Origin of the sequence: Cellulomonas carbonis (assembly GCF_014636275.1) — a bacterium.
In the GTDB taxonomy this organism is placed as follows: domain Bacteria; phylum Actinomycetota; class Actinomycetes; order Actinomycetales; family Cellulomonadaceae; genus Actinotalea; species Actinotalea carbonis.
This window is the reverse complement of sequence record NZ_BMEB01000001.1, coordinates 174884-192819: the sequence shown is the minus strand read 5'-3', so window position 1 is coordinate 192819 and position 17936 is coordinate 174884. Positions and strand designations below refer to the sequence as shown.

Annotated in this window: 16 protein-coding genes; 4 read left to right on the top strand and 12 right to left on the bottom strand. The window is 75.6% G+C overall.

What is annotated here, in order from left to right:
• Nucleotides 1-14: 14 nt before the first annotated feature.
• The 3 genes from IEV86_RS00850 to IEV86_RS00840 all read right to left on the bottom strand — a co-directional run bounded on the left by IEV86_RS00850 (nucleotide 15) and on the right by IEV86_RS00840 (nucleotide 6202).
• Entirely contained in the window at nucleotides 15-3767 is a 3753-nt protein-coding gene (locus IEV86_RS00850; RefSeq protein WP_043606348.1) for a nitrate reductase subunit alpha, read from the bottom strand.
• Nucleotides 3768-3840: 73 nt separating this feature from the next.
• Nucleotides 3841-5145, bottom strand: coding sequence for an MFS transporter (locus tag IEV86_RS00845; protein WP_043606346.1), 1305 nt, complete (start codon nucleotides 5143-5145; stop codon nucleotides 3841-3843).
• Between the two features lie 151 nt (nucleotides 5146-5296).
• The gene (locus IEV86_RS00840) at nucleotides 5297-6202 is read right to left on the bottom strand and encodes a helix-turn-helix transcriptional regulator (RefSeq protein ID WP_052426180.1); all 906 of its coding nucleotides are present in this window, start codon (nucleotides 6200-6202) and stop codon (nucleotides 5297-5299) included.
• 163 nt (nucleotides 6203-6365) lie between these two features.
• On the opposite strand from IEV86_RS00840, the gene IEV86_RS00835 reads away from it, so the two are divergent.
• Genes IEV86_RS00835 through moaA form a run of 3 tightly spaced genes read left to right on the top strand, consistent with a single transcriptional unit; the run spans nucleotide 6366 to nucleotide 8364 of the window.
• The gene (locus IEV86_RS00835; RefSeq protein WP_081978714.1) at nucleotides 6366-6923 is read left to right on the top strand and encodes a MogA/MoaB family molybdenum cofactor biosynthesis protein; all 558 of its coding nucleotides are present in this window, start codon (nucleotides 6366-6368) and stop codon (nucleotides 6921-6923) included.
• The gene (locus tag IEV86_RS00830) at nucleotides 6920-7339 is read left to right on the top strand and encodes a molybdenum cofactor biosynthesis protein MoaE (protein WP_043606344.1); all 420 of its coding nucleotides are present in this window, start codon (nucleotides 6920-6922) and stop codon (nucleotides 7337-7339) included. Before IEV86_RS00835 ends, IEV86_RS00830 begins: the two co-directional genes overlap by 4 nt.
• The gene (gene moaA, locus IEV86_RS00825; protein ID WP_043606383.1) at nucleotides 7336-8364 is read left to right on the top strand and encodes a GTP 3',8-cyclase MoaA; all 1029 of its coding nucleotides are present in this window, start codon (nucleotides 7336-7338) and stop codon (nucleotides 8362-8364) included. The genes IEV86_RS00830 and moaA overlap by 4 nt, the downstream gene beginning before the upstream one ends.
• A gap of 64 nt (nucleotides 8365-8428) precedes the next feature.
• Here moaA and IEV86_RS00820 read toward each other — a convergent pair whose 3' ends face one another.
• From IEV86_RS00820 to IEV86_RS00795, 6 genes are read right to left on the bottom strand one after another with little or no spacing between them, the layout of a single operon-like run.
• Entirely contained in the window at nucleotides 8429-8668 is a 240-nt protein-coding gene (locus tag IEV86_RS00820; RefSeq protein ID WP_043606380.1) for a MoaD/ThiS family protein, read from the bottom strand.
• A complete protein-coding gene (locus tag IEV86_RS00815; protein WP_229734424.1) occupies nucleotides 8665-9009 on the bottom strand; it encodes a DUF6457 domain-containing protein in 345 nt (114 codons plus the stop codon). Before IEV86_RS00815 ends, IEV86_RS00820 begins: the two co-directional genes overlap by 4 nt.
• A complete protein-coding gene (mobA, locus tag IEV86_RS00810) occupies nucleotides 9006-9668 on the bottom strand; it encodes a molybdenum cofactor guanylyltransferase (RefSeq protein ID WP_052426179.1) in 663 nt (220 codons plus the stop codon). The genes IEV86_RS00815 and mobA overlap by 4 nt, the downstream gene beginning before the upstream one ends.
• On the bottom strand, nucleotides 9665-10144 hold the full coding sequence (gene moaC, locus IEV86_RS00805) for a cyclic pyranopterin monophosphate synthase MoaC (RefSeq protein WP_043606340.1): 480 nt from the start codon (nucleotides 10142-10144) through the stop codon (nucleotides 9665-9667). The genes mobA and moaC overlap by 4 nt, the downstream gene beginning before the upstream one ends.
• A complete protein-coding gene (locus IEV86_RS00800) occupies nucleotides 10141-11373 on the bottom strand; it encodes a molybdopterin molybdotransferase MoeA (protein WP_043606337.1) in 1233 nt (410 codons plus the stop codon). Before IEV86_RS00800 ends, moaC begins: the two co-directional genes overlap by 4 nt.
• The gene (locus IEV86_RS00795) at nucleotides 11374-11763 is read right to left on the bottom strand and encodes a DUF2249 domain-containing protein (RefSeq protein WP_152605640.1); all 390 of its coding nucleotides are present in this window, start codon (nucleotides 11761-11763) and stop codon (nucleotides 11374-11376) included.
• A 99-nt stretch (nucleotides 11764-11862) separates the two neighbouring features.
• On the opposite strand from IEV86_RS00795, the gene IEV86_RS00790 reads away from it, so the two are divergent.
• Nucleotides 11863-12624 (top strand): helix-turn-helix transcriptional regulator, encoded by a 762-nt coding sequence (locus IEV86_RS00790; protein ID WP_188484517.1) that lies wholly within the window; start codon nucleotides 11863-11865, stop codon nucleotides 12622-12624.
• 55 nt (nucleotides 12625-12679) lie between these two features.
• Here the strand turns inward: IEV86_RS00790 and IEV86_RS00785 are convergent, their stop codons facing one another.
• From IEV86_RS00785 to IEV86_RS00775, 3 genes are read right to left on the bottom strand one after another with little or no spacing between them, the layout of a single operon-like run.
• A complete protein-coding gene (locus tag IEV86_RS00785; protein ID WP_202595212.1) occupies nucleotides 12680-13918 on the bottom strand; it encodes a ThiF family adenylyltransferase in 1239 nt (412 codons plus the stop codon).
• Between the two features lie 60 nt (nucleotides 13919-13978).
• A complete protein-coding gene (locus tag IEV86_RS00780) occupies nucleotides 13979-16645 on the bottom strand; it encodes a multicopper oxidase domain-containing protein (protein WP_188484516.1) in 2667 nt (888 codons plus the stop codon).
• Nucleotides 16642-17826, bottom strand: coding sequence for a DUF8744 domain-containing protein (locus tag IEV86_RS00775; protein WP_202595204.1), 1185 nt, complete (start codon nucleotides 17824-17826; stop codon nucleotides 16642-16644). Before IEV86_RS00775 ends, IEV86_RS00780 begins: the two co-directional genes overlap by 4 nt.
• Between the last annotated feature and the right edge of the window lie 110 nt (nucleotides 17827-17936).

The following is a 17936-nucleotide window of genomic DNA, read 5'->3' as shown; positions in this document are numbered from 1 at the left end:
TCGCCGCTCGTGCATCAGTACGTGACCTCCTGGCTGCGTCGGCGGATGACCGTGACCTCGTCGCGCTGGTTGCCCGTCGGGCCGAGGTAGTTGAACGCGTAGGACAGCTGCGCGTACCCGCCGATGAGGTGGCTGGGCTTGATGAGCAGCCGCGTGAGCGAGTTGTGGATCCCGCCGCGCCGCCCCGTCGTCTCCGACAGCGGCACGTCGATGAGCCGGTCCTGCGCGTGGTGCATGTAGACCGTGCCCTCGGGCATGCGGTGCGACACGACAGCACGCGCGACGACGACGCCGTTGCGGTTGACCGCCTCGACCCAGTCGTTGTCGCCGACGCCGACCTTCGCGGCGTCGACGTCGCTCATCCAGATCGTCGGGCCGCCGCGCGACAGCGACAGCATGAACAGGTTGTCCTGGTACTCGGAGTGGATCGACCACTTGTTGTGCGGCGTCAGGTACCGGACCGTGACGCCGAGCGCACCGGTCTCGCCGATCACCGGCTCGTCGAAGAGCGAGGCCATGTCCAGCGGCGGGCGGAACACCGGCAGGTTCTCGCCGAGCTCCGTCATCCAGTCGTGGTCGATGAAGAACTGCTGACGGCCGGTGAGCGTGTGCCACGGGCGCAGGCGCTCGACGTTGATGGTGAACGGCGAGTAACGACGCCCGCCGTGCTCGGACCCGGACCACTCGGGCGACGTGATCACGGTGACGGGTGCGGCCTGCGTGTCCGAGAACGTGACCTTCTTGCCCTCGTGCTCGGCGGCCATGTCGGCCATGTGCTGGCCGGTGCGCTTCTCGAGCGTCTCGAAGCCCTGCACCGCGAGCCGGCCGTTGGTCGTGCCGGACAGCGCGAGGATCGCCTCGCACGCGTGCACGTCGCGGGCGAGCGACGGCCTGCCGTCGGCGACGCCGCCGCCGCGGACGACGCCGTTCTTGCGCGCCAGGAGCTCGACCTCCTCGCGCACGTCGTACGTGATGCCCTTGGTGGTCGTCCCGAGCGTGTCGAGCAGCGGGCCGAGCGACGCCATCTTCGCGGCGATCGCCCCGTAGTCGCGCTCGACGACGACGAGCTTGGGCATGGTGCGCCCCGGCACGGGGTCGCACTCCCCCGACTTCCAGTCCCGCACGCGCCCGTGCGGCGTCGCCATCTCGTCGGGCGTGTCGTGGGTGAGCGGCACCGCGACGACGTCCTTGCGCACTCCCAGGTGCTGCGCCCCGAGCTCGCTGAACCGCCGCGCGAGCGTGTGGAAGATGTCGAAGTCGGTCCTGGTCTGCCAGGGCGGCGCGATGGCGGGGCTGAACGAGTTGACGAACGGGTGCATGTCCGTCGTGTTGAGGTCGTGCTTCTCGTACCAGGTGGCCGCCGGGAGGACGACGTCGGAGTAGACGGTCGTGCTCGTCATCCGGAAGTCGAGCGCGAGGAGCAGGTCGAGCTTCCCCGTGGGGGCCTCCTCGCGCCAGACGACGTCGCGCGGGCGTGCCTCGGGCGGCGTCGGGGTGGCCCGGAGGTTGGAGTCGGTGCCGAGGAGGTGGTGCAGGAAGTACTCGTTGCCCTTGGCCGAGCTCCCGAGCAGGTTCGCGCGCCACACCGTCAGCACGCGCGGGAAGTTCTCCGGGGCGTCCGGGTCCTCGGCGGCGAAGCGCAGGCGCCCGGCGAGCAGCTCGGCGGGGACGTGCTCGGCCACGGACCGGCCGGAGGCGGCGACCTCGTCGGCGAGGTCGAGCGGGTTCCGGTCGAACGTGGGGTACGACGGCATCCACCCCAGCCGGGCGGACAGCGCGACGACGTCGGCCGTGGTCCGGCCCGAGAGCTGTCCGCGCGCCGCGCCCGGCGTCGCCGAAGCGAGCGTGTCGGCGCCGAACTGGTCGTAGCGGAACTGGTCGGTGTGGAGGTACCAGTACGCCGTCTGGATCATCGTGCGTGGCGGTCGCGACCAGTCGAGCGCGTTCGCGTAGTGCCCGTGACCCGTGACGGGGCGGCACTTCTCCTGACCGACGTAGTGCGCCCAGCCACCGCCGTTGACGCCCTGGCACCCCGTGAGCGTCGTGAGCGCGAGGAACGACCGGTAGATCGTGTCGGAGTGGAACCAGTGGTTGGTGCCCGCACCCATGATGATCATCGACCGGCCGCGCGACTCCTCGGCGTTGGCCGCGAACTCGCGCCCGATCCGCTCGGCCTTGGCGGCGGGCACGCCCGTGAACTGCTCCTGCCACGCGGGCGTGCAGCCGCCGGTCGGGTCGTCGTACCCGGTGGGCCACTGGCCCGGGAGTCCCGGACGCCCGACGCCGTACTGCGCGAGCATGAGGTCGAAGACGGTCGTGACCAGGTGCTCGCCGACCCGGCGCACGGGGACGCCACGACGCACCGTCGCGGCCGAGCCGTCGAGCGTGTCGAACCGCGGCAGCGTGACCTCCACGGCGCCCTCGGCGGCCCGGTCCTCGGCGATCGACAGGACCGGGTCGACGTCGCCGAGGTCCAGGTTCCAGCGGCCCGCGCCGTCGTCGCCGTAGTGGAAGCCGAGCGAGCCGCCGGGCACCACGGGCGCACCCGTGCCGGCGTCGAGCAGCACGGTCTTGAACTCGGCGTTCTCGGTGCGCGCCTCGGCGCCCGGCAGGTCGGACGCGGTGAGGAACTTGCCGGGCACGACGCCGTCGGGCGTCTCGTCGAGCCGTACGAGGAACGGGAGGTCGGTGTACCGCTTGACGTAGTCGGTGAAGTACGGGACCTGCCGGTCGACGAAGAACTCGCGCAGGACGACGTGGCCCATCGCCATCGCGAGCGCACCGTCGGTGCCGGGCGCCGCGGCGAGCCACTCGTCCGCGAACTTCACGTTGTCCGCGTAGTCGGGCGCCACGGCCACGACCTTCTGCCCGCGGTAGCGCGCCTCGGCCATCCAGTGCGCGTCGGGCGTGCGCGTGACCGGGATGTTCGAGCCCCACATGATGAGGTAGCCGGCGTCCCACCAGTCCCCCGACTCGGGCACGTCGGTCTGGTCGCCGAAGACCTGCGGCGACGCGACGGGGAGGTCCGCGTACCAGTCGTAGAACGACAGCATCGGCGCGCCGATGAGCGAGTGGTACCGCGCCCCCGCGCCGTGCGACACCATCGACATCGCCGGGATGGGCGAGAAGCCCGCGATGCGGTCCGGACCGTACCGACGGATCGTGTGCACCTGCGCCGCCGCGACGATCTCGACCGCCTCGTCCCACGTCGCGCGGACGAGGCCGCCCTTGCCCCGCGCGCGCTTGTAGCGCCGCGACGCCTCGGGGTCGTCGACGATGCTCGCCCACGCCTCGACCGGGTCACCCGTGCGCGCCTTCGCCTCGCGGTACATCTGCAGCAGCACGCCGCGGACGTACGGGTACCGCACCCGCGTCGGCGAGTACGTGTACCAGCTGAATGCCGCGCCGCGCGGGCAGCCGCGCGGCTCGTACTCCGGGCGGTCGGGGCCGACCGAGGGGTAGTCGGTCTGCTGGGCCTCCCAGGTGATGATCCCGTCCTTGACGTAGACCTTCCACGAGCACGACCCGGTGCAGTTCACGCCGTGCGTGGACCGGACGACCTTGTCGTGGCTCCACCGGTCCCGGTAGAACGTGTCGGCCTCGCGGCCGCCCGCCTGGTGGAGCGTGCGCAGGTCGTAGGAGACCTCACCCTTGCGCAGGTGCCGGCCGAGCCGGAGAAGGACGTCGGAGGCGGGCGAGTCGAGCCCGGGACGCCCCGGCCGGTCGGCGCGCCCGGTCCCCTCGGTGCGTTCGGTGGTGGGGTTCACGGACTGCTCCTTCGCTGGTCGGTGACGGGCGGGCCGGGCCGGAACGGGCGGGCGCGTCCCGGCGGGGCTCTGCTCAGCTCGGCTTGGGCGCTCCCGGACGGGCGTAGTAGACCCAGGTGAGGACCGTGCAGGCGGCGAAGTAGACCGCACACCCGATGAAGAAGGTGCGGGGGGCCATCACCGACAGCGCGATGCCCACCAGGAACGGGCCGAAGGCGGCGACCGACGCGGTCCAGCCGATGACACCGCCGGCCTGGCGCTTCGGGAAGATCATCGGCATCTGCTTGAACGTGCCCGCGTTGCCGACGCCCGCGAACAGGAAGATCGCGAGCATCCCGACGAGGAAACCCGTGAACTGCCCGCGGTCGGTCGGTGAGAGGAAGAAGATCGTGAAGACCGTGCTGACGGTCATCCCGATCCCGGAGACGAGGGTCCAGACGGCACCGCCGAAGCGGTCGCACAGGGGCCCGAGCGCGGCGCGCACGAGAGAGCCGACGAGGGGTCCGAGGAACGCGAACGCGAGCGGGTCGGGCGGGTTCTCGAAGCCGCCGTACTCGTTGGCGATCATGAGCCCGAACTGCGCCGCGAAGCCGCTGAACGCGCCGAACGTCATGAGGTAGATCGCCGTCATGACCCACGTGTGCTTCTCGCCGAAGATGTCGAGCTGCTGACGGAAGTTGGCCTCCACGGGCACCCGGCGGAGCACGAGCGCGGCCAGCACGAGACCCAGCACGACCCACGGGACCAGCACGAGGCCGGCGTTGTGCAGCCACATGTCCTCGCCGGTCGCCGTCTGCTGCGGCGTCAGCGCGGCGGTGCCGAGGAGGCCGAAGCCCACGACCCACGGCGTGAGGAACTGGATGAGGCTGACCCCGAAGTTGCCCAGGCCGGCCTGCAGGCCGAGCGCCGTGCCCTGGAGCCGCTTGGGGAAGAAGTAGCTGGTCGAGGGCATGAACCCCGAGAACGCACCGCCGCCGATCCCCGCCGCGGCGGCGAGGAAGATGAGCACCCAGTAGGGGGTGGTCGCGTCCCGTACCGCGATGGTCCAGCCCAGCATCGGCATGAGCATGAGCGTCGCGGTGCCACCCACGAGCGTGCGCGTGCCGACGATGGGCGGCAGGAACATGTAGACCATGCGCATGAGGCCGCCGGCGAGGCCGGGGACCGCGACGAGCCAGTAGAGCTCCTCCTTGCTCAGGTCGAAGCCGATCTGGTTGAGCCGCGGCGCGATCGCGCTGACGAGGTACCAGACGCAGAACGCGAGCGTGAGGTTGTACGTCGTGACCCACAGCGTGCGCCACGCGAACCGGCTGTCCCAGCGCTCGGGGACCTCGGGGTCCCAGTCGGCCAGCGGCACTGCGGGGTCGAGGCGGCTCATCGGTCACCCTCCGTCGGCTCGGGCCACCGGGGCGCTCCCCCGGGGCAGGGCTTCAGGTACCCAGCCAACTCCTGCACGTCGTCGACGGTGACGACCGGATGCCGTGACAAACGCCCACCCCCCGTGTGATCTGCGCCACTGCGCCTCGACGCTAGCGAACGATCGCCCCGGCGTCACCCGCGGGTCCGGCGCGCCGCGGCGTCGTCGGGCTCGGTGTCCGGTCCGGCACGGGGCCGGGATCGCCGTCGGTGACGGCGCGGTCGTCGGCGTGGTCGTCGGCGCGGTCGTCGGCGTGGGCACCGCCCCGGACCGCGAGGTGCAGCACGCAGTGGTCGGGGCCGACGAACGGCTCGAGCCGCGTCGCGTCGACGGGTCCGCCGTGCGCGGCGAGCACACCCCGCACGAGCGTCAGGTGGACGCTGCAGACCTCCTGGGTCCGGCGCCGCGCGAGCTCCTGGAACGGGCACCGGTGCAGGTGGACCCGCAGCGGGCGCGGCTCGACGACGGGGTCGAGCCCGAGGTCCTCCAGGTGGGCCTCGAGCGCGGCGACCTGCTCGCGGCACGCCGTCGGGACGGTCGCCCCCGCCACGGGGCGGGCGGTCCCGGTCGGGAGGTCGGACGGGGTCCCGGTCCGGGCGCGGTCGGGCCGGGACGGGTCGTGCCCGACGTGGTCGGGCCAGGTCCGGTCGACCGACGGGCGCGACGGCGGCGACGACGACGGCGACGACGACGACGACGACCCAGGCTCCCCGTACGCCGCGACGAGCGCCCGCAGCAGCTCGCCCCGGAAGCGCTCGTCGAGCGTCGCCCCCGCCGGTCGCTCGACCGACCGGTAGAGGATCCGCGGACGGCCCCGCGTGCCGAGCCGCTCGACGTCCCGCTCGACGAAGCCGGCGTCGCGCAGGCGCTCGAGGTGCTCACGCGTCGTGTTGACGTGCAGCCCGACGCCGGCTGCCACGTCGTCGACGGGGACCGGTCCGTCCGCCTGCTGCAGCAGGTGGAGGATCGCGACGCGGCTCGCCGACGCGAGGGCCCCGAGCGTCGCCGACCTGCTCATGCACGGGATTGTGACGGCCCTGCGGCGTCGCGACCGGGACCTTCGGCCACTAGCGTCGCCCGCACCGCGCGAGGGAGGCGAGATGCAGGACGACGTGCTCACGGGCGGCCACGGGCCGGTCGCAGGCTCGGCCACGGCCGGGCAGGGGCGTACCGTCGGTGCGATGACCGGTCCTCACGGCGGCGCGCACGCGACGGACGTGTCCCCACGCGGCACCGACCAGCGGGGCGCCGAGCGCCCGACGCGTCGGGCCGCCGTCGTCGTCGCCTCCGACCGGTGCGCCGCCGGTGCGGCCGTCGACCGCTCCGGACCGGTCGCCGTGGGCCTCCTGCGTCACGCGGGGCTCGAGACCGGTGAGCCCGTGGTCGTGCCCGACGGGGCCGCGAGCGTCGGCGACGCGATCCGCTCCGCGACCGGTCAGGGGGTCGACGTCGTCGTGACCAGCGGCGGGACCGGGGTCGGGCCGCGCGACGAGACCCCGGAGGGCACGCGCCCGCTCCTCGCGCGCGAGCTCCCCGGGCTCGCCGAGGCCCTGCGCCGCCACGGCGAGGCGCACGTCGCGACCGCCGTCCTGTCGCGCGGTGTCGCGGGCCTGACCGCCGAGGGCGTCCTCGTCGTCAACCTGCCAGGGAGCCCGCGCGGCGTCGAGCAGGGTCTCGCGGTGCTCCTGCCGCTCCTGCCCCATCTGCTGGACCAGGTGCACGGAGGTGACCACGCGTGATCAGGACCGCGCTCACGGAGCGGCCGCTGGACGTCGCCGCGCACGTCGCGGAGCTCGACGACCCGCGCTCGGGTGCCGTCGCGACGTTCGTCGGCCGCGTGCGCGACCACGACCCCGGCGTCACGGGCGAGGTCGTCGGCCTCGACTACTCCGCGCACCCCGACGCCGCCGACGTGCTCCGCACGATCGCGGAGCAGCACGCGACGCGCGACGACGTGCTCGGGCTCGTCGTGTCGCACCGCGTGGGCACCCTCGCGGTGGGCGACGTCGCGATCGTCGCCGCGGTGAGCACCGCGCACCGCGCCGAGGCGTTCACGGTCTGCCGGGAGCTCGTCGAGCACGTCAAGGCCGAGCTGCCCGTGTGGAAGCGCGAGCTGCTCGCCGACGGGTCGCACGTGTGGGTCGGGTCCGCATGAGCGCCCCCGGCGGCACGGGCACCAGGGCCCGCGACCCCCTCGTCGACCGCTTCGGCCGCGTCCACCAGGACCTCCGGATCTCGCTCACCGACCGGTGCTCGTTGCGGTGCACCTACTGCATGCCGGCCGAGGGCGTGCCCTGGCTCCCGGGCTCGACCGTGCTCAGCACCGACGAGATCGTCCGGATCACCCGCCTCGCCGTCGAGCTCGGCATCCGCGAGGTCCGCCTCACGGGTGGCGAGCCGCTCCTGCGTCCCGACGTCGTCGACGTCGTGCGCCGCATCGCGGCCCTCGAGGGCCTCCACGGGTCGCCCGAGGTCTCCATCACGACGAACGCGCTCCGCCTGCCCGCCCTCGCCGGGCCGCTCAAGGACGCCGGTCTCGCGCGGGTCAACATCAGCATCGACACGCTCGACCGCGAGCGCTTCGCGCGCCTGACGCGGCGCGACCGCCTGCCCCAGACGCTCGCAGGGATCGCGGCGGCGGACGCCGTCGGCCTGCACCCGGTCAAGCTCAACGCGGTCGCGATGCGCGGCGTCAACGACGACGAGGTCGTCGCCCTCACGCAGTTCGCCGTCGACCGCGGCTACGAGATGCGCTTCATCGAGCAGATGCCGCTCGACGCCGGGCACACGTGGGACCGTGCGCAGATGGTCACGCAGGCGGAGGTGCTCGCCGCGCTGCGGACGCGGTTCCGGCTCACCGAGGTCCCGACACGGGGCTCCGCGCCGGCCGAGCGGTGGGTGGTCGACGACGGGCCCGCGACCGTGGGCGTCATCGCCTCGGTCACGGCACCGTTCTGCGGGGCCTGCGACCGCGTCCGCCTGACGGCCGACGGCCAGCTCCGCGCGTGCCTGTTCGCGCGGACCGAGACGGATCTGCGCACGCTGATCCGCGAGGGCGCCGACGACGACGCGCTCGAGGCCGCGTTCCGCACGTGCCTCGCGGGCAAGCGTGCCGGGCACGACATCGACGACCCGACGTTCCTCCAGCCCGACCGACCGATGAGCGCGATCGGCGGGTGAGCGCTCCCGGCTGGTGAGCGCCGGCGTCGGTCGTCTCGGGCCGGCTCCGGCCGGGTCGGTCGGCTCAGCCGCCCGCGAACGGGGGCAGCACGTCGACCAGGCCGCCGGCCCGCAGGGGTGCTGCCGGGTCCGCGACGCGTGCGCCGTCGTGCAGCAGCGAGCAGCGCGCCAGGACGCGCTCGAGCTCCGCGCCGTGGCGCCCGACGACGGCCGCGGTGAGCTCCCCCACCGTGCGCGCCTCGACCGACTCGGTCGTGGTCCCCGCGGCCTCGGCGGCGGCGGCGAAGTACCGGACCGTGATCACGTCGTCGCCCCCGGCCACACGGCGGTCCGGCCCTGGACGCGGGCCACGGCCCGCTCGAGCGCGACCCGGTCGCCTCCGTCGGCGCCGACCGCGCAGCCGACGAGGAAGGCGGTCACGGGCACCGCGGGGCGGCCGACCGCGTGCGCGACGTCCCGTGCCAGGTCCAGCAGCACGTCGATGTCGACCGCATCGGGGTCGACGCCCAGGGTGTCCACGAGGTCGAGGACCCACCGGTGCAGGTCGTCGCCGACCGGCTGGTGCGCCGCTGCACCCGCGGGCGCAGGCGGCTCGTGGTCCGCGAGCGGGTGGTCGGTCCCGTCGACGGGCTGGTGATCGGTCACGGCGTCCCTCCGGAGATCTCGCGCTCGAGCTCCGCGACAGCCTCCCACGTGTCGGCGTCGCGCGCGGCGCCTGCCGGGTCCGTGACGCGGGCCCACCGCAGGTCCGCGACGAGGCGCCGCACCGAGCACCCGTGGACGCCGCCGTCGGCACGACGTCGCGCGAGGGCATCCGCCAACGACGCACGGCGGTAGACCGCGAGCAGCGGCTGGTCACGCCCGTCGCCGTCGACGAGGACCGCGCCGTCGACGGGTCCGTGGCCCGTCCCGTCGTCGTCCGTCCCGTCGTCGTCCGTCCCGTCCGCCGCGTCGTCCCCCGCCGCCTCGCCCAGCGCCGCGAGGAGCACCGGGACGACGCGGTCGGCGAGCGGGACGTCGCACGCCAGCACGAGCACCGCCCCGGGGCCGTCGTCGCCGAGCGCGCGCAGACCGGCGTCGATCCCCGCGACCGGCCCGCCGAGCGGCGGGTCCTCGAGGACCGTCGTCACGCCCGGGCGGGCGAGCCGCTCAGGACCGACGACGACCACGCGTCGCGCGCCCGTCGTCGCCCCGAGCACCCGGTCGAGCATCGGCCGGCCCGCGAGCGCGACCTCGGCCTTGACGACGCCGCCGAGCCGCCGGCCCTCGCCGCCGGCCAGCACGATCGCGTCGAACGCGCTCACGGCTCCTCCCGCACCCAGTCCCCCGAGCGTCCGCCCGACTTCGCGACGACCCGGACGCCCTCGATCGACGCGGACCGGTCGATGCCCTTGACCATGTCGACGACGGCGAGCGCGGCGACCGCGACGGCCGTCAGCGCCTCCATCTCGACGCCCGTGCGGTCGGCCGTGCGCACCGTGGCGCGCACCGCGACGCCCTCGTCGGTCACCTCGAGGTCCAGGACGACGCCGTGCACGCCGATCACGTGCGCGAGCGGGAGCAGCTCGGGCGTGCGCTTGGCCGCGGCGATGCCGGCGACGCGCGCGACCGCGAGGACGTCACCCTTGGGGACGGTGCCCGAGCGCAGCGCGTCGACGACGTGCGGCGAGCAGACGACACGCCCCTCGGCCGTCGCGGAGCGCACGGTGGGCTGCTTGGCGGTCACGTCGACCATGCGTGCGTGGCCCGCGCCGTCGAGGTGCCCGAAGGGCTGGTTCACAGGTCCGTCCTCAGGATCCGCAGGGTCGTCCCGGGCTCGACGACGTCGACGTCCGCCGGGACGACGGCGAGCGCGTCCGACCCTGCCAGACCGGCGACGAGGTGGGAACCCGAGCCCCCCCGCGCGGCGCGCGAGGCGTGCAGCACGCCGTCCTCGTCGCGGAGGCGGACCGGCATGTACTGCTCGCGCCCCTGGGGCGTGCGCCACCCGTCGTCGACGACCGCGCGGGTCGTGCGTCGGGCGAGCGCGTCCCCGCCCCGGGCGTCGAGCCCGCGCAGCCGCGCGAGCACGGGCCGCACGAAGACCTCGAAGGACACGTGCGCGCTCACGGGGTTGCCGGGCAGGCACAGGACCGGGGTGCCGCCCGGCAGACGACCGGCTCCCTGGGGCTTGCCGGGCTGCATCGCGACGGCGACGAACTCGACGCCGCCCCAGGCCGTCAGGAGCGCCTTGACGACGTCGTACGCGCCGACGCTGACGCCACCCGACGTGAGGACCAGGTCGGCCGTCGCGGCGTGCTGGCGCAGCGTCGAGCCCAGCTCGTCGACGTCGTCGGTCACGGCTCCGACCCGCAGCACGTCGGCACCCGCGGACTCGGCGGCGGCCGCGAGGAGCACCGAGTTGGAGTCGGGGATGGTGCCCCGCCGCAGGGGGCTGCCCGCGGGCACGAGCTCGGAGCCCGTCGAGACGACGACGACGCGTGGACGCCGGTGGACCCGGAGGAGTCCCGCGTTGACCGAGGCCGCCGCGGCGACGTGGGTCGGACCGAGCTCCGTGCCCGCCGCGAGGACGAGGTCCCCGACGGCGACGTCCTCACCGGCGCGCCGCACGTGGGCGCCGGGGCGCGGTGCCCGGTCGACGCGGACGGTGGTCGTCCCGCCGTCGGTGTGCTCGACCGGGACGACCGCGTCGGCCCCGGGCGGCACGGGGGCACCGGTCATGATGCGTGCGGCCGTGCCGGGCTCCACGTGCGGCTCGGCGCCCGACCCGGCGGCGAGGTCGGCGACCACGCGCAGCACGACGGGGGCCGAGGGCTCGGCCGTGGCGACGTCGGCCGCGCGCACCGCGTACCCGTCCATCGCGGAGTTGTCCCAGCGCGGCAGGGCCTCCGCGGCGCGCAGGTCCTCGGCGAGCACGTGACCGAGGGCCGCGTGCGGCGGGACGTCCACCGCGGGAAGCGGTGCGACGAGGTCGAGCACCGCCGCCGCGTGCTCGGTGACGCTGCGCACTCAGCAGCAGGTGTCGCGGCTGATCAGGACCCGCCAGACCGCGGGCCCCTCGGCCAGGTACTGCCACGCGACCCGGCCGAGCTCGTCGTCCTGGAGCTGCTCGCGCAGGCGGACGGGGTCGTGGTCGTTCGCGAGGACGAACGCCTCCCCGGGGAGCAGTCCGGACACGGCCGCGAACACCCGGGCGTGGCGCTCCTGCGGCGGGAGCCCCCGCAGGTCCAGGTCGCCCGGCTCGACGCTCGAGCCGCCCGGCACGATCTGCAGGCCGCCCGACGCCTCGCCGCCACCGCCGCCGCAGCCGCACCCGCCGCAGCCGCAGCCGCCGCCCGTCGTGGGGTCGGTCGTCGCGTCCGCCTGCGCCGGGACCGTCTCGGCACGCACGTCAGTCATGGTTCCTCCTCCGGGCCGGAGCGGCCCCGCTGTGGTCCGGGTCGTCGACCCGGCTCTCGCCGCTTGATTTCTACTCCCTCTTCGGTGAAAACTCCAACCGTGCCGATCCCCCGTACGCCGTCCGGTGCGACGGCGCCGTCGTCCCGCTCCCGCCTGCCCGTCGGCGCGCGACGCGCCGCGCTGCTGGAGCACCTGCGCACCACGGGCCAGCCGACCACCGTGGGCGACCTCGCGCAGGCGGTCGGCCTGCACGCGAACACCGTCCGCGCGCACCTGGACCTGCTCGTGCGCGACGGGCACGTCGAGCGCAGCACCGAGGTGCGCGCGACGCGCGGACGTCCGCGCGAGCTGTACCGCGCGCTGCCGGCGACCGCCGACGACGAGGGGTACGCGCTGCTCGCCGCCGTCCTCGCGGCGCAGCTCGAGGCCGTCGCGGGCGACCCCGCGGCGCAGGGCGTCGAGGCGGGCCGGCGCTGGTCCCGCAGCCGCGCCGTCGACGCCGACCCCGCCGCCGACCAGGCCGCCGCAGCCGACGCGGCCGGGTCCCCGTCCGGGGACGACGCCGACGCGACGGGCCGCGCGGTCGGTCAGGTGCTCGGCGTCCTCGCGCGCTCGGGGTTCGCGCCCGAGCTCACCGCCGACGGGCGGCGCATCCTGCTGCACGACTGCCCGTTCCGGGACGTCGCCCGGGCCCACACCGCGATCGTCTGCAGCGCGCACCTCGGGCTGATCCAGGGCACCCTCGACCGCGCCGGCGCGCCGGTGACCGCGACGCGGCTCGTGCCCTTCGTCGAGCCACGTCTGTGCGTCGCCGAGCTCGAGGTCGGCCCCGGGGCGGCGGTGACCGCCGCGTCCGGGTGACGCCCCGCACGGCCCCCGACCCGCGGTCCGTCCCGGTCCCCGAGCGGGCCGCGGGTCAGTAGCGCGCGAGGGACGGGTCGACGTCGTCGACCCAGCCGAGGACACCCCGCTCGACGTGCGCGACGTCGCTCCACCCGGCCGCGACCAGTGCCCGGGCCGCGCGCTCGGACCGGACGCCGCTGCGGCACAGCACGACGGTCGGCGCCTCCGGCGCGAGCCCGGACAGCCCCGAGCCGTCGAGCACGCGCGCGAGTGGGACGTTGACGGCGCCCGGGACGGCGACGACGTCGAGCTCGGCGGGTTCGCGGACGTCGACGAGCACCATCCGGTCGCGGCCGGCGGGTGCGTCCGTGCGCGCGGCGAGGAGGGCCGCGAGCTCGCGTGGCGTGACGGTCCGCACCGGGACCTCGCCGGCGGTCGCCTGATCGGCCGATCCGCTCGCGACCGCGGCGCGTGACCCGGTGCCCTCGCCACTGTCGGACCGTGCGCCGCCGCCGACCAGCGGGATCTCCGCCCACCGCGCCTCGAGGGCGTCGAGCACGAGGACGCGGCCCAGGAGCGGCCGACCGGCGCCGGTGACGAGCTTGACCACCTCGGTCGCCATGAGCGTGCCGACCTGCCCGCACATCGCGCCCAGCACGCCGCCCTCGGCGCACGACGGCACGGCGCCCGCCGCAGGCGGCTCGGGGAAGAGGTCGCGCAGCTGCACCGGTGCGACGCCGCCGGGCGGCCGACCCCAGAACACGCTGACCTGAGCATCGAAGCGGAACACCGAGCCCCACACCTCGGGCAGCCCGAGCCGCACGCACGCGTCGTTGACGAGGTAGCGCGTCGGGAAGTTGTCGGTGCCGTCCACGACGACGTCGTAGCCCGCGAGCAGGTCCACGGTGCCCTCGTCGAGGCGGACGTGGTGCTCGACGAGTTCGACGTCGGGGTCGATGCGCCGCACCGCGTCCGCGGCGCTCGCGACCTTGGCGCGGCCGACGTCGGCGACGCCGTGGACGACCTGCCGCTGGAGGTTCGACAGCTCGACGTCGTCGACGTCCACGACGCCGATCCGTCCCACGCCTGCCGCGGCGAGGTACTGGAGCACGGGTGCACCCAGCCCGCCCGCGCCGACGACGCACACGCGTGCGTTGCGCAGGCGACGCTGCCCCACCTCGCCGATCGCCGGCAGGAGGAGGTGCCGCGACCACCGCTCGCGCTGGGCGCTCGTCAGCGGCGGACCGGGGCTCACCAGGGGCGGCACGACGCCGCCGGTCCGGCCCGGCGCCGCGGGGGTCCGCTCGTCCACGCCGTCAGGCTAGACCGCGGACCACGGCCCGGGCCGGCCGCGCACGGTGGTGGACCGGCGTCACGGCACCACCCGGAGCACGCCCGCCGCGCCACGCTCGGCGTCGACCATGACGTGCGACACGAACGGGTAGCTCCCCGCCTCCGGCAGGACCAGCTCGACGAACCCGCCCTGGGCGGGCTGGAGCGCGAGGACCTGCGCACCGCCCGCCGTCGGCGCCGCGCCGGGGCCACCCAGGAGGTACGCGCCCTCGGACCACACGGTGTCGAACTGCCCCCCGACGACGTGGAACGCGCTGGGCCGGTTCGGCCCGGCGTCCAGCACCCAGAAGCGCACGCGCTCACCCACGCGCGCCTCGAGCGGCGCGTGCCGGTACTGCGACGCGTGCCCGTTGAAGACGACCGCGGCGGGCCGCTCGAGCCGCAGCGCGGCCTCGTCCGTCGCCAGGCCGGGCCCGCCGAGGTACAGCTCGTGCTGCACGAGGACGAACTCGCGGTCGACCGGCGGCAGGTCGGGCGGGTCGACGACCACGGCACCGGCCATGCCGTTGGCGATGTGCAGCGACATGGGCATCGTCGAGCAGTGGTACATCCAGATCCCGGCGCGCGTCGCCGTGAACGTGTACGTGAGCTCCTCGCCCGGGCCGATGGTGCGCATGGGCCGGTCGGGTGCGAGGGACCCGGCGTGGAAGTCGATCGAGTGGCCGATCGTGCCGTCGTTGACGAGCGTGATCTCGAAGGTGTCCCCGACGCGTCCGCGCAGGACCGGTCCGGGGGCGGTCCCGTCGAACGTCCAGACGGTCCGGGTCACGCCGGGCGCGACCTCCTGCTCGACCTCGCTCACCACGATCCGCCGTCGGTGCACCGTCGTCGGTGGCGCGGGTGGGAGGACCGGGTCCCGCACGACGGCCTGCTCCCCGGGTGGAGCCATGACGTCGACGACGGGCGGTGCCGCCCCGCCCGTGCCGGCTCCATGGGCGCCGTCGCCCCCGTGGTTCGCGTCCGTCGTGCCCGCTGTGTCCGCCGTGGGGTCCGCCGTGGTGCCGGCGACCACGTCGTGCCCGCGGACGTCGACCGTGAACGTCATGCCCATCTGGCGGTGCCCCGCGACCGAGCACCACCCCTCGACGTCCCGTCCGACGACGCCGAGGTCGATGCGCGCCGTGCCACCCGACGCGAGCCGACCCGACGCCGCGCCGGTGTCCAGGACGAGGTCGTGCACCGCGGCGTCGGCGTTGGTCACGTTGAGCACGACGGCGTCACCGGCGTCGACCGTGACCGACGCGGGCTCGAACCGCATGTCCCCCGCGACGACGTCGACCTCGACCACGCGACCGGTCGGTCGGGCCGCACCGACGGCCGACACGCCGAGGCCGACCGCGGCGGGGTCGCCCGCGACGCCGGCTGCCACGACCAGCACGAGCGCGACGCCGCCCGCGAGCGCCGGCCCGTGCGAGCGGCGCGCACGGGGCACGAGGAGCTCGGCGGCCGTGACGGCCTGCGCCCCTGGCACGGGCCCGCCCGCGTCGGCGGACGACCGGCGTGCGCGGTACGACACGACCGCGGCGCGCACGACCAGGAGGACGTCGGCGACGAGCGCCCCGAGCACGACCATCGAGGTCCCGACGCGCACGAGGCTCGGCGTCGGCAGGACGAAGAGCGCGAGCCCGCCGTTGACCAGCACGAGCCGGGCGCCCGCGGCGCGCTCGACGACGGCGCGCGCCGCGCGCACCGCGGCCGGGCCGCCACCGAGCGCCATCGGGCCGAGGTGCGCGAGCGCGCCGACGAGGACCTGCGCCGCGAACCCGACGGCGAGCGCGGGGAGCACGGACGCGAACCGCGCCTGGGCCGCGGCCCACGTCGGGGCCGTCCCGACCGCACCCGCCCACAGCACGACCGCGCCCGCGAACCAGGCGAGCCCGAGCCCGACCGACCACGGGGCGAAGCCCTCCGGGGGTCGCCTGCGGGTCCCGGCCAGGAGCGGCCGGACCGTCACGCCCAGCCCGGCGAGGTAGACCGCGAGGCCCGCCGCCACCAGCGCTCGCGGGCCCGCGAGGGCCGCGACGACCGCGACCGCGAGGCCGGGCACGAGGAGCTGCAGCCCCCGGCGCGCCGCCGGGAGCGCACCGGCCTCGACGGGGACCCGGAGCATCGTCGGCCAGAGCGTGACGACCGTGCCCAGGACCGTCAGGCCGACCCAGCCCAGCAGCATGACCGAGACGTGGGCGACGTACGCCCGCGACGCCAGGTCGCCTGCGGGCTCGCGGGCCAGGAGAACGCCCAGCGTCGCGCCCACGGGCATCGCCAGGGCGGCCGCGACGAAGAACCAGGTGGTCCAGCCGAGCCGCACGCCCAGGCTCGACCGGCCGAGCTCGGTGAGCGCGGCCGCGTGCCACACCGCCGCTGCCGCGACGGCGACTGCCCCGCCCACGACCACCGTGTCCACGCCGGTCAGCAGGCCGGTCACGACGGTGGCCGCTCCCGCGGTGTGGAGCGCCAGCCGCGCCGCCTGGTGCGGGCGCCCGCCGCGCAGGGGCCGCCGACGCACGGCCTCCGCGAAGTGCGCGCTCCACACGAGGATCGCGGTGCTCACGGCTCCCAGGAGCAGCAGGTGGACCATGAGCCACCCCGCGGACGGGACCCACCGGTGCGCGACGGCGACGGCCGCCGCCGCGACGAGCCAGAGGACCACGAGGGCGTTGACGCGGACGTGCCAGCGGGCTCTCATGCGTTCGCTCCTGCGCGGGTCGAGGCGGGTCGTCCTGCGGCTGCGGGGCGCGCGGGTCCTCCCCGCGCCGGCGTCCCCGACGCAGCGGAGGGACGGGGAGGGCGCCCGCGGCGATCGCGCCGGCCGCGAACCACCGAGCCGACGGCGAGCAGCACGAAGAGCAGGACCGCGACGACGTTCGCCGCGCCCCCGACGCGCAGCGCCCACGTCAGCCCGTGCAGGTCACCGCCCAGCACGCGGAGCGCCAGCGACGCCTGGAGGACCACGACGGGTGCGGCGAGCACCGGGTGGTAGGGCAACGGCGTGCGCAGCACGGCGGGCAGGATCACGGGCGCGTGCGCCATGACCATGGTGAGGGTGAATCCGAGGAACACGGCGTGGACGACGGCGTCGTAGGCGGGGCCCTCGAGGAGCGCTCCCCCGCCGAGCCACGCGGCGCCGGCGACCGTGAGCCACGCGTATCCCGCGAGCAGGCAGCCGGCGACGTAGCGCGGCAGCCCGGTCGACCGGATCGTGCGGCGCGCGACGTCGTGCCGCACGAGCACCGCGACGAGCCCGAGCAGCGCCGCCCCGAGCAGGACGTGACCCGCGCCGGGCCACAGCGTCGTCGCGACCACGCCAGCCGTCACGGCGGTCCCGGCGACGGCGCCGGCACGGTCGGCGCCGGCGGGGGCGCCCAGCCGGGCGAGCTCGAAGCGCTCCCCCGCGATGGCGAGGACCAGGAACCCTGCGAGCCACGGCACGGTGGTCGGGACGGGCACGCCCGCGGACCACAGCAGTGCGGCGCCGAGGCCGAGGGTCGCACCGAGGACCTCGAGCGACAGCGCGAGACCGGGCCCCCGCCGTCGCAGGGCGACCGCGACGCCCAGGAGGGCGGTGGCGCCCGACGGCAGGAGGACGCGTGCGACGTCGAGGGGCACGCCGGGCGCGACGAGTGCGACGGCGGCCGCGGCCAGCAGCCCGGGCGCGAGCCAGCCCGGCGTGCGCCGCAGCGCGACCGCGCGCTCGAGCGCGACGAGGGTGCCGACGAAGCCGAGGACCAGGAGGACGCCGTGCACCTGCGCGAGGCGGTCCGCGGAGACGGGTGCCGGGACGCCGATCAGCAGGAGGCCGCCGTCGAGGCCGGCGAGCAGTGCGAGCCCGCCGCCCGCGAGGAGCACGGGACGGGCGACCTTTTGCACACCTGCAAATGTAGAAAACCGCACCTCCGGCGTGCGGGACCTTGGTCCCGCCTCGAGGGCAGGCCAGGGCTAGGCGCACCGACGCGACGGCAGCGCACGTCCCCGCGGGT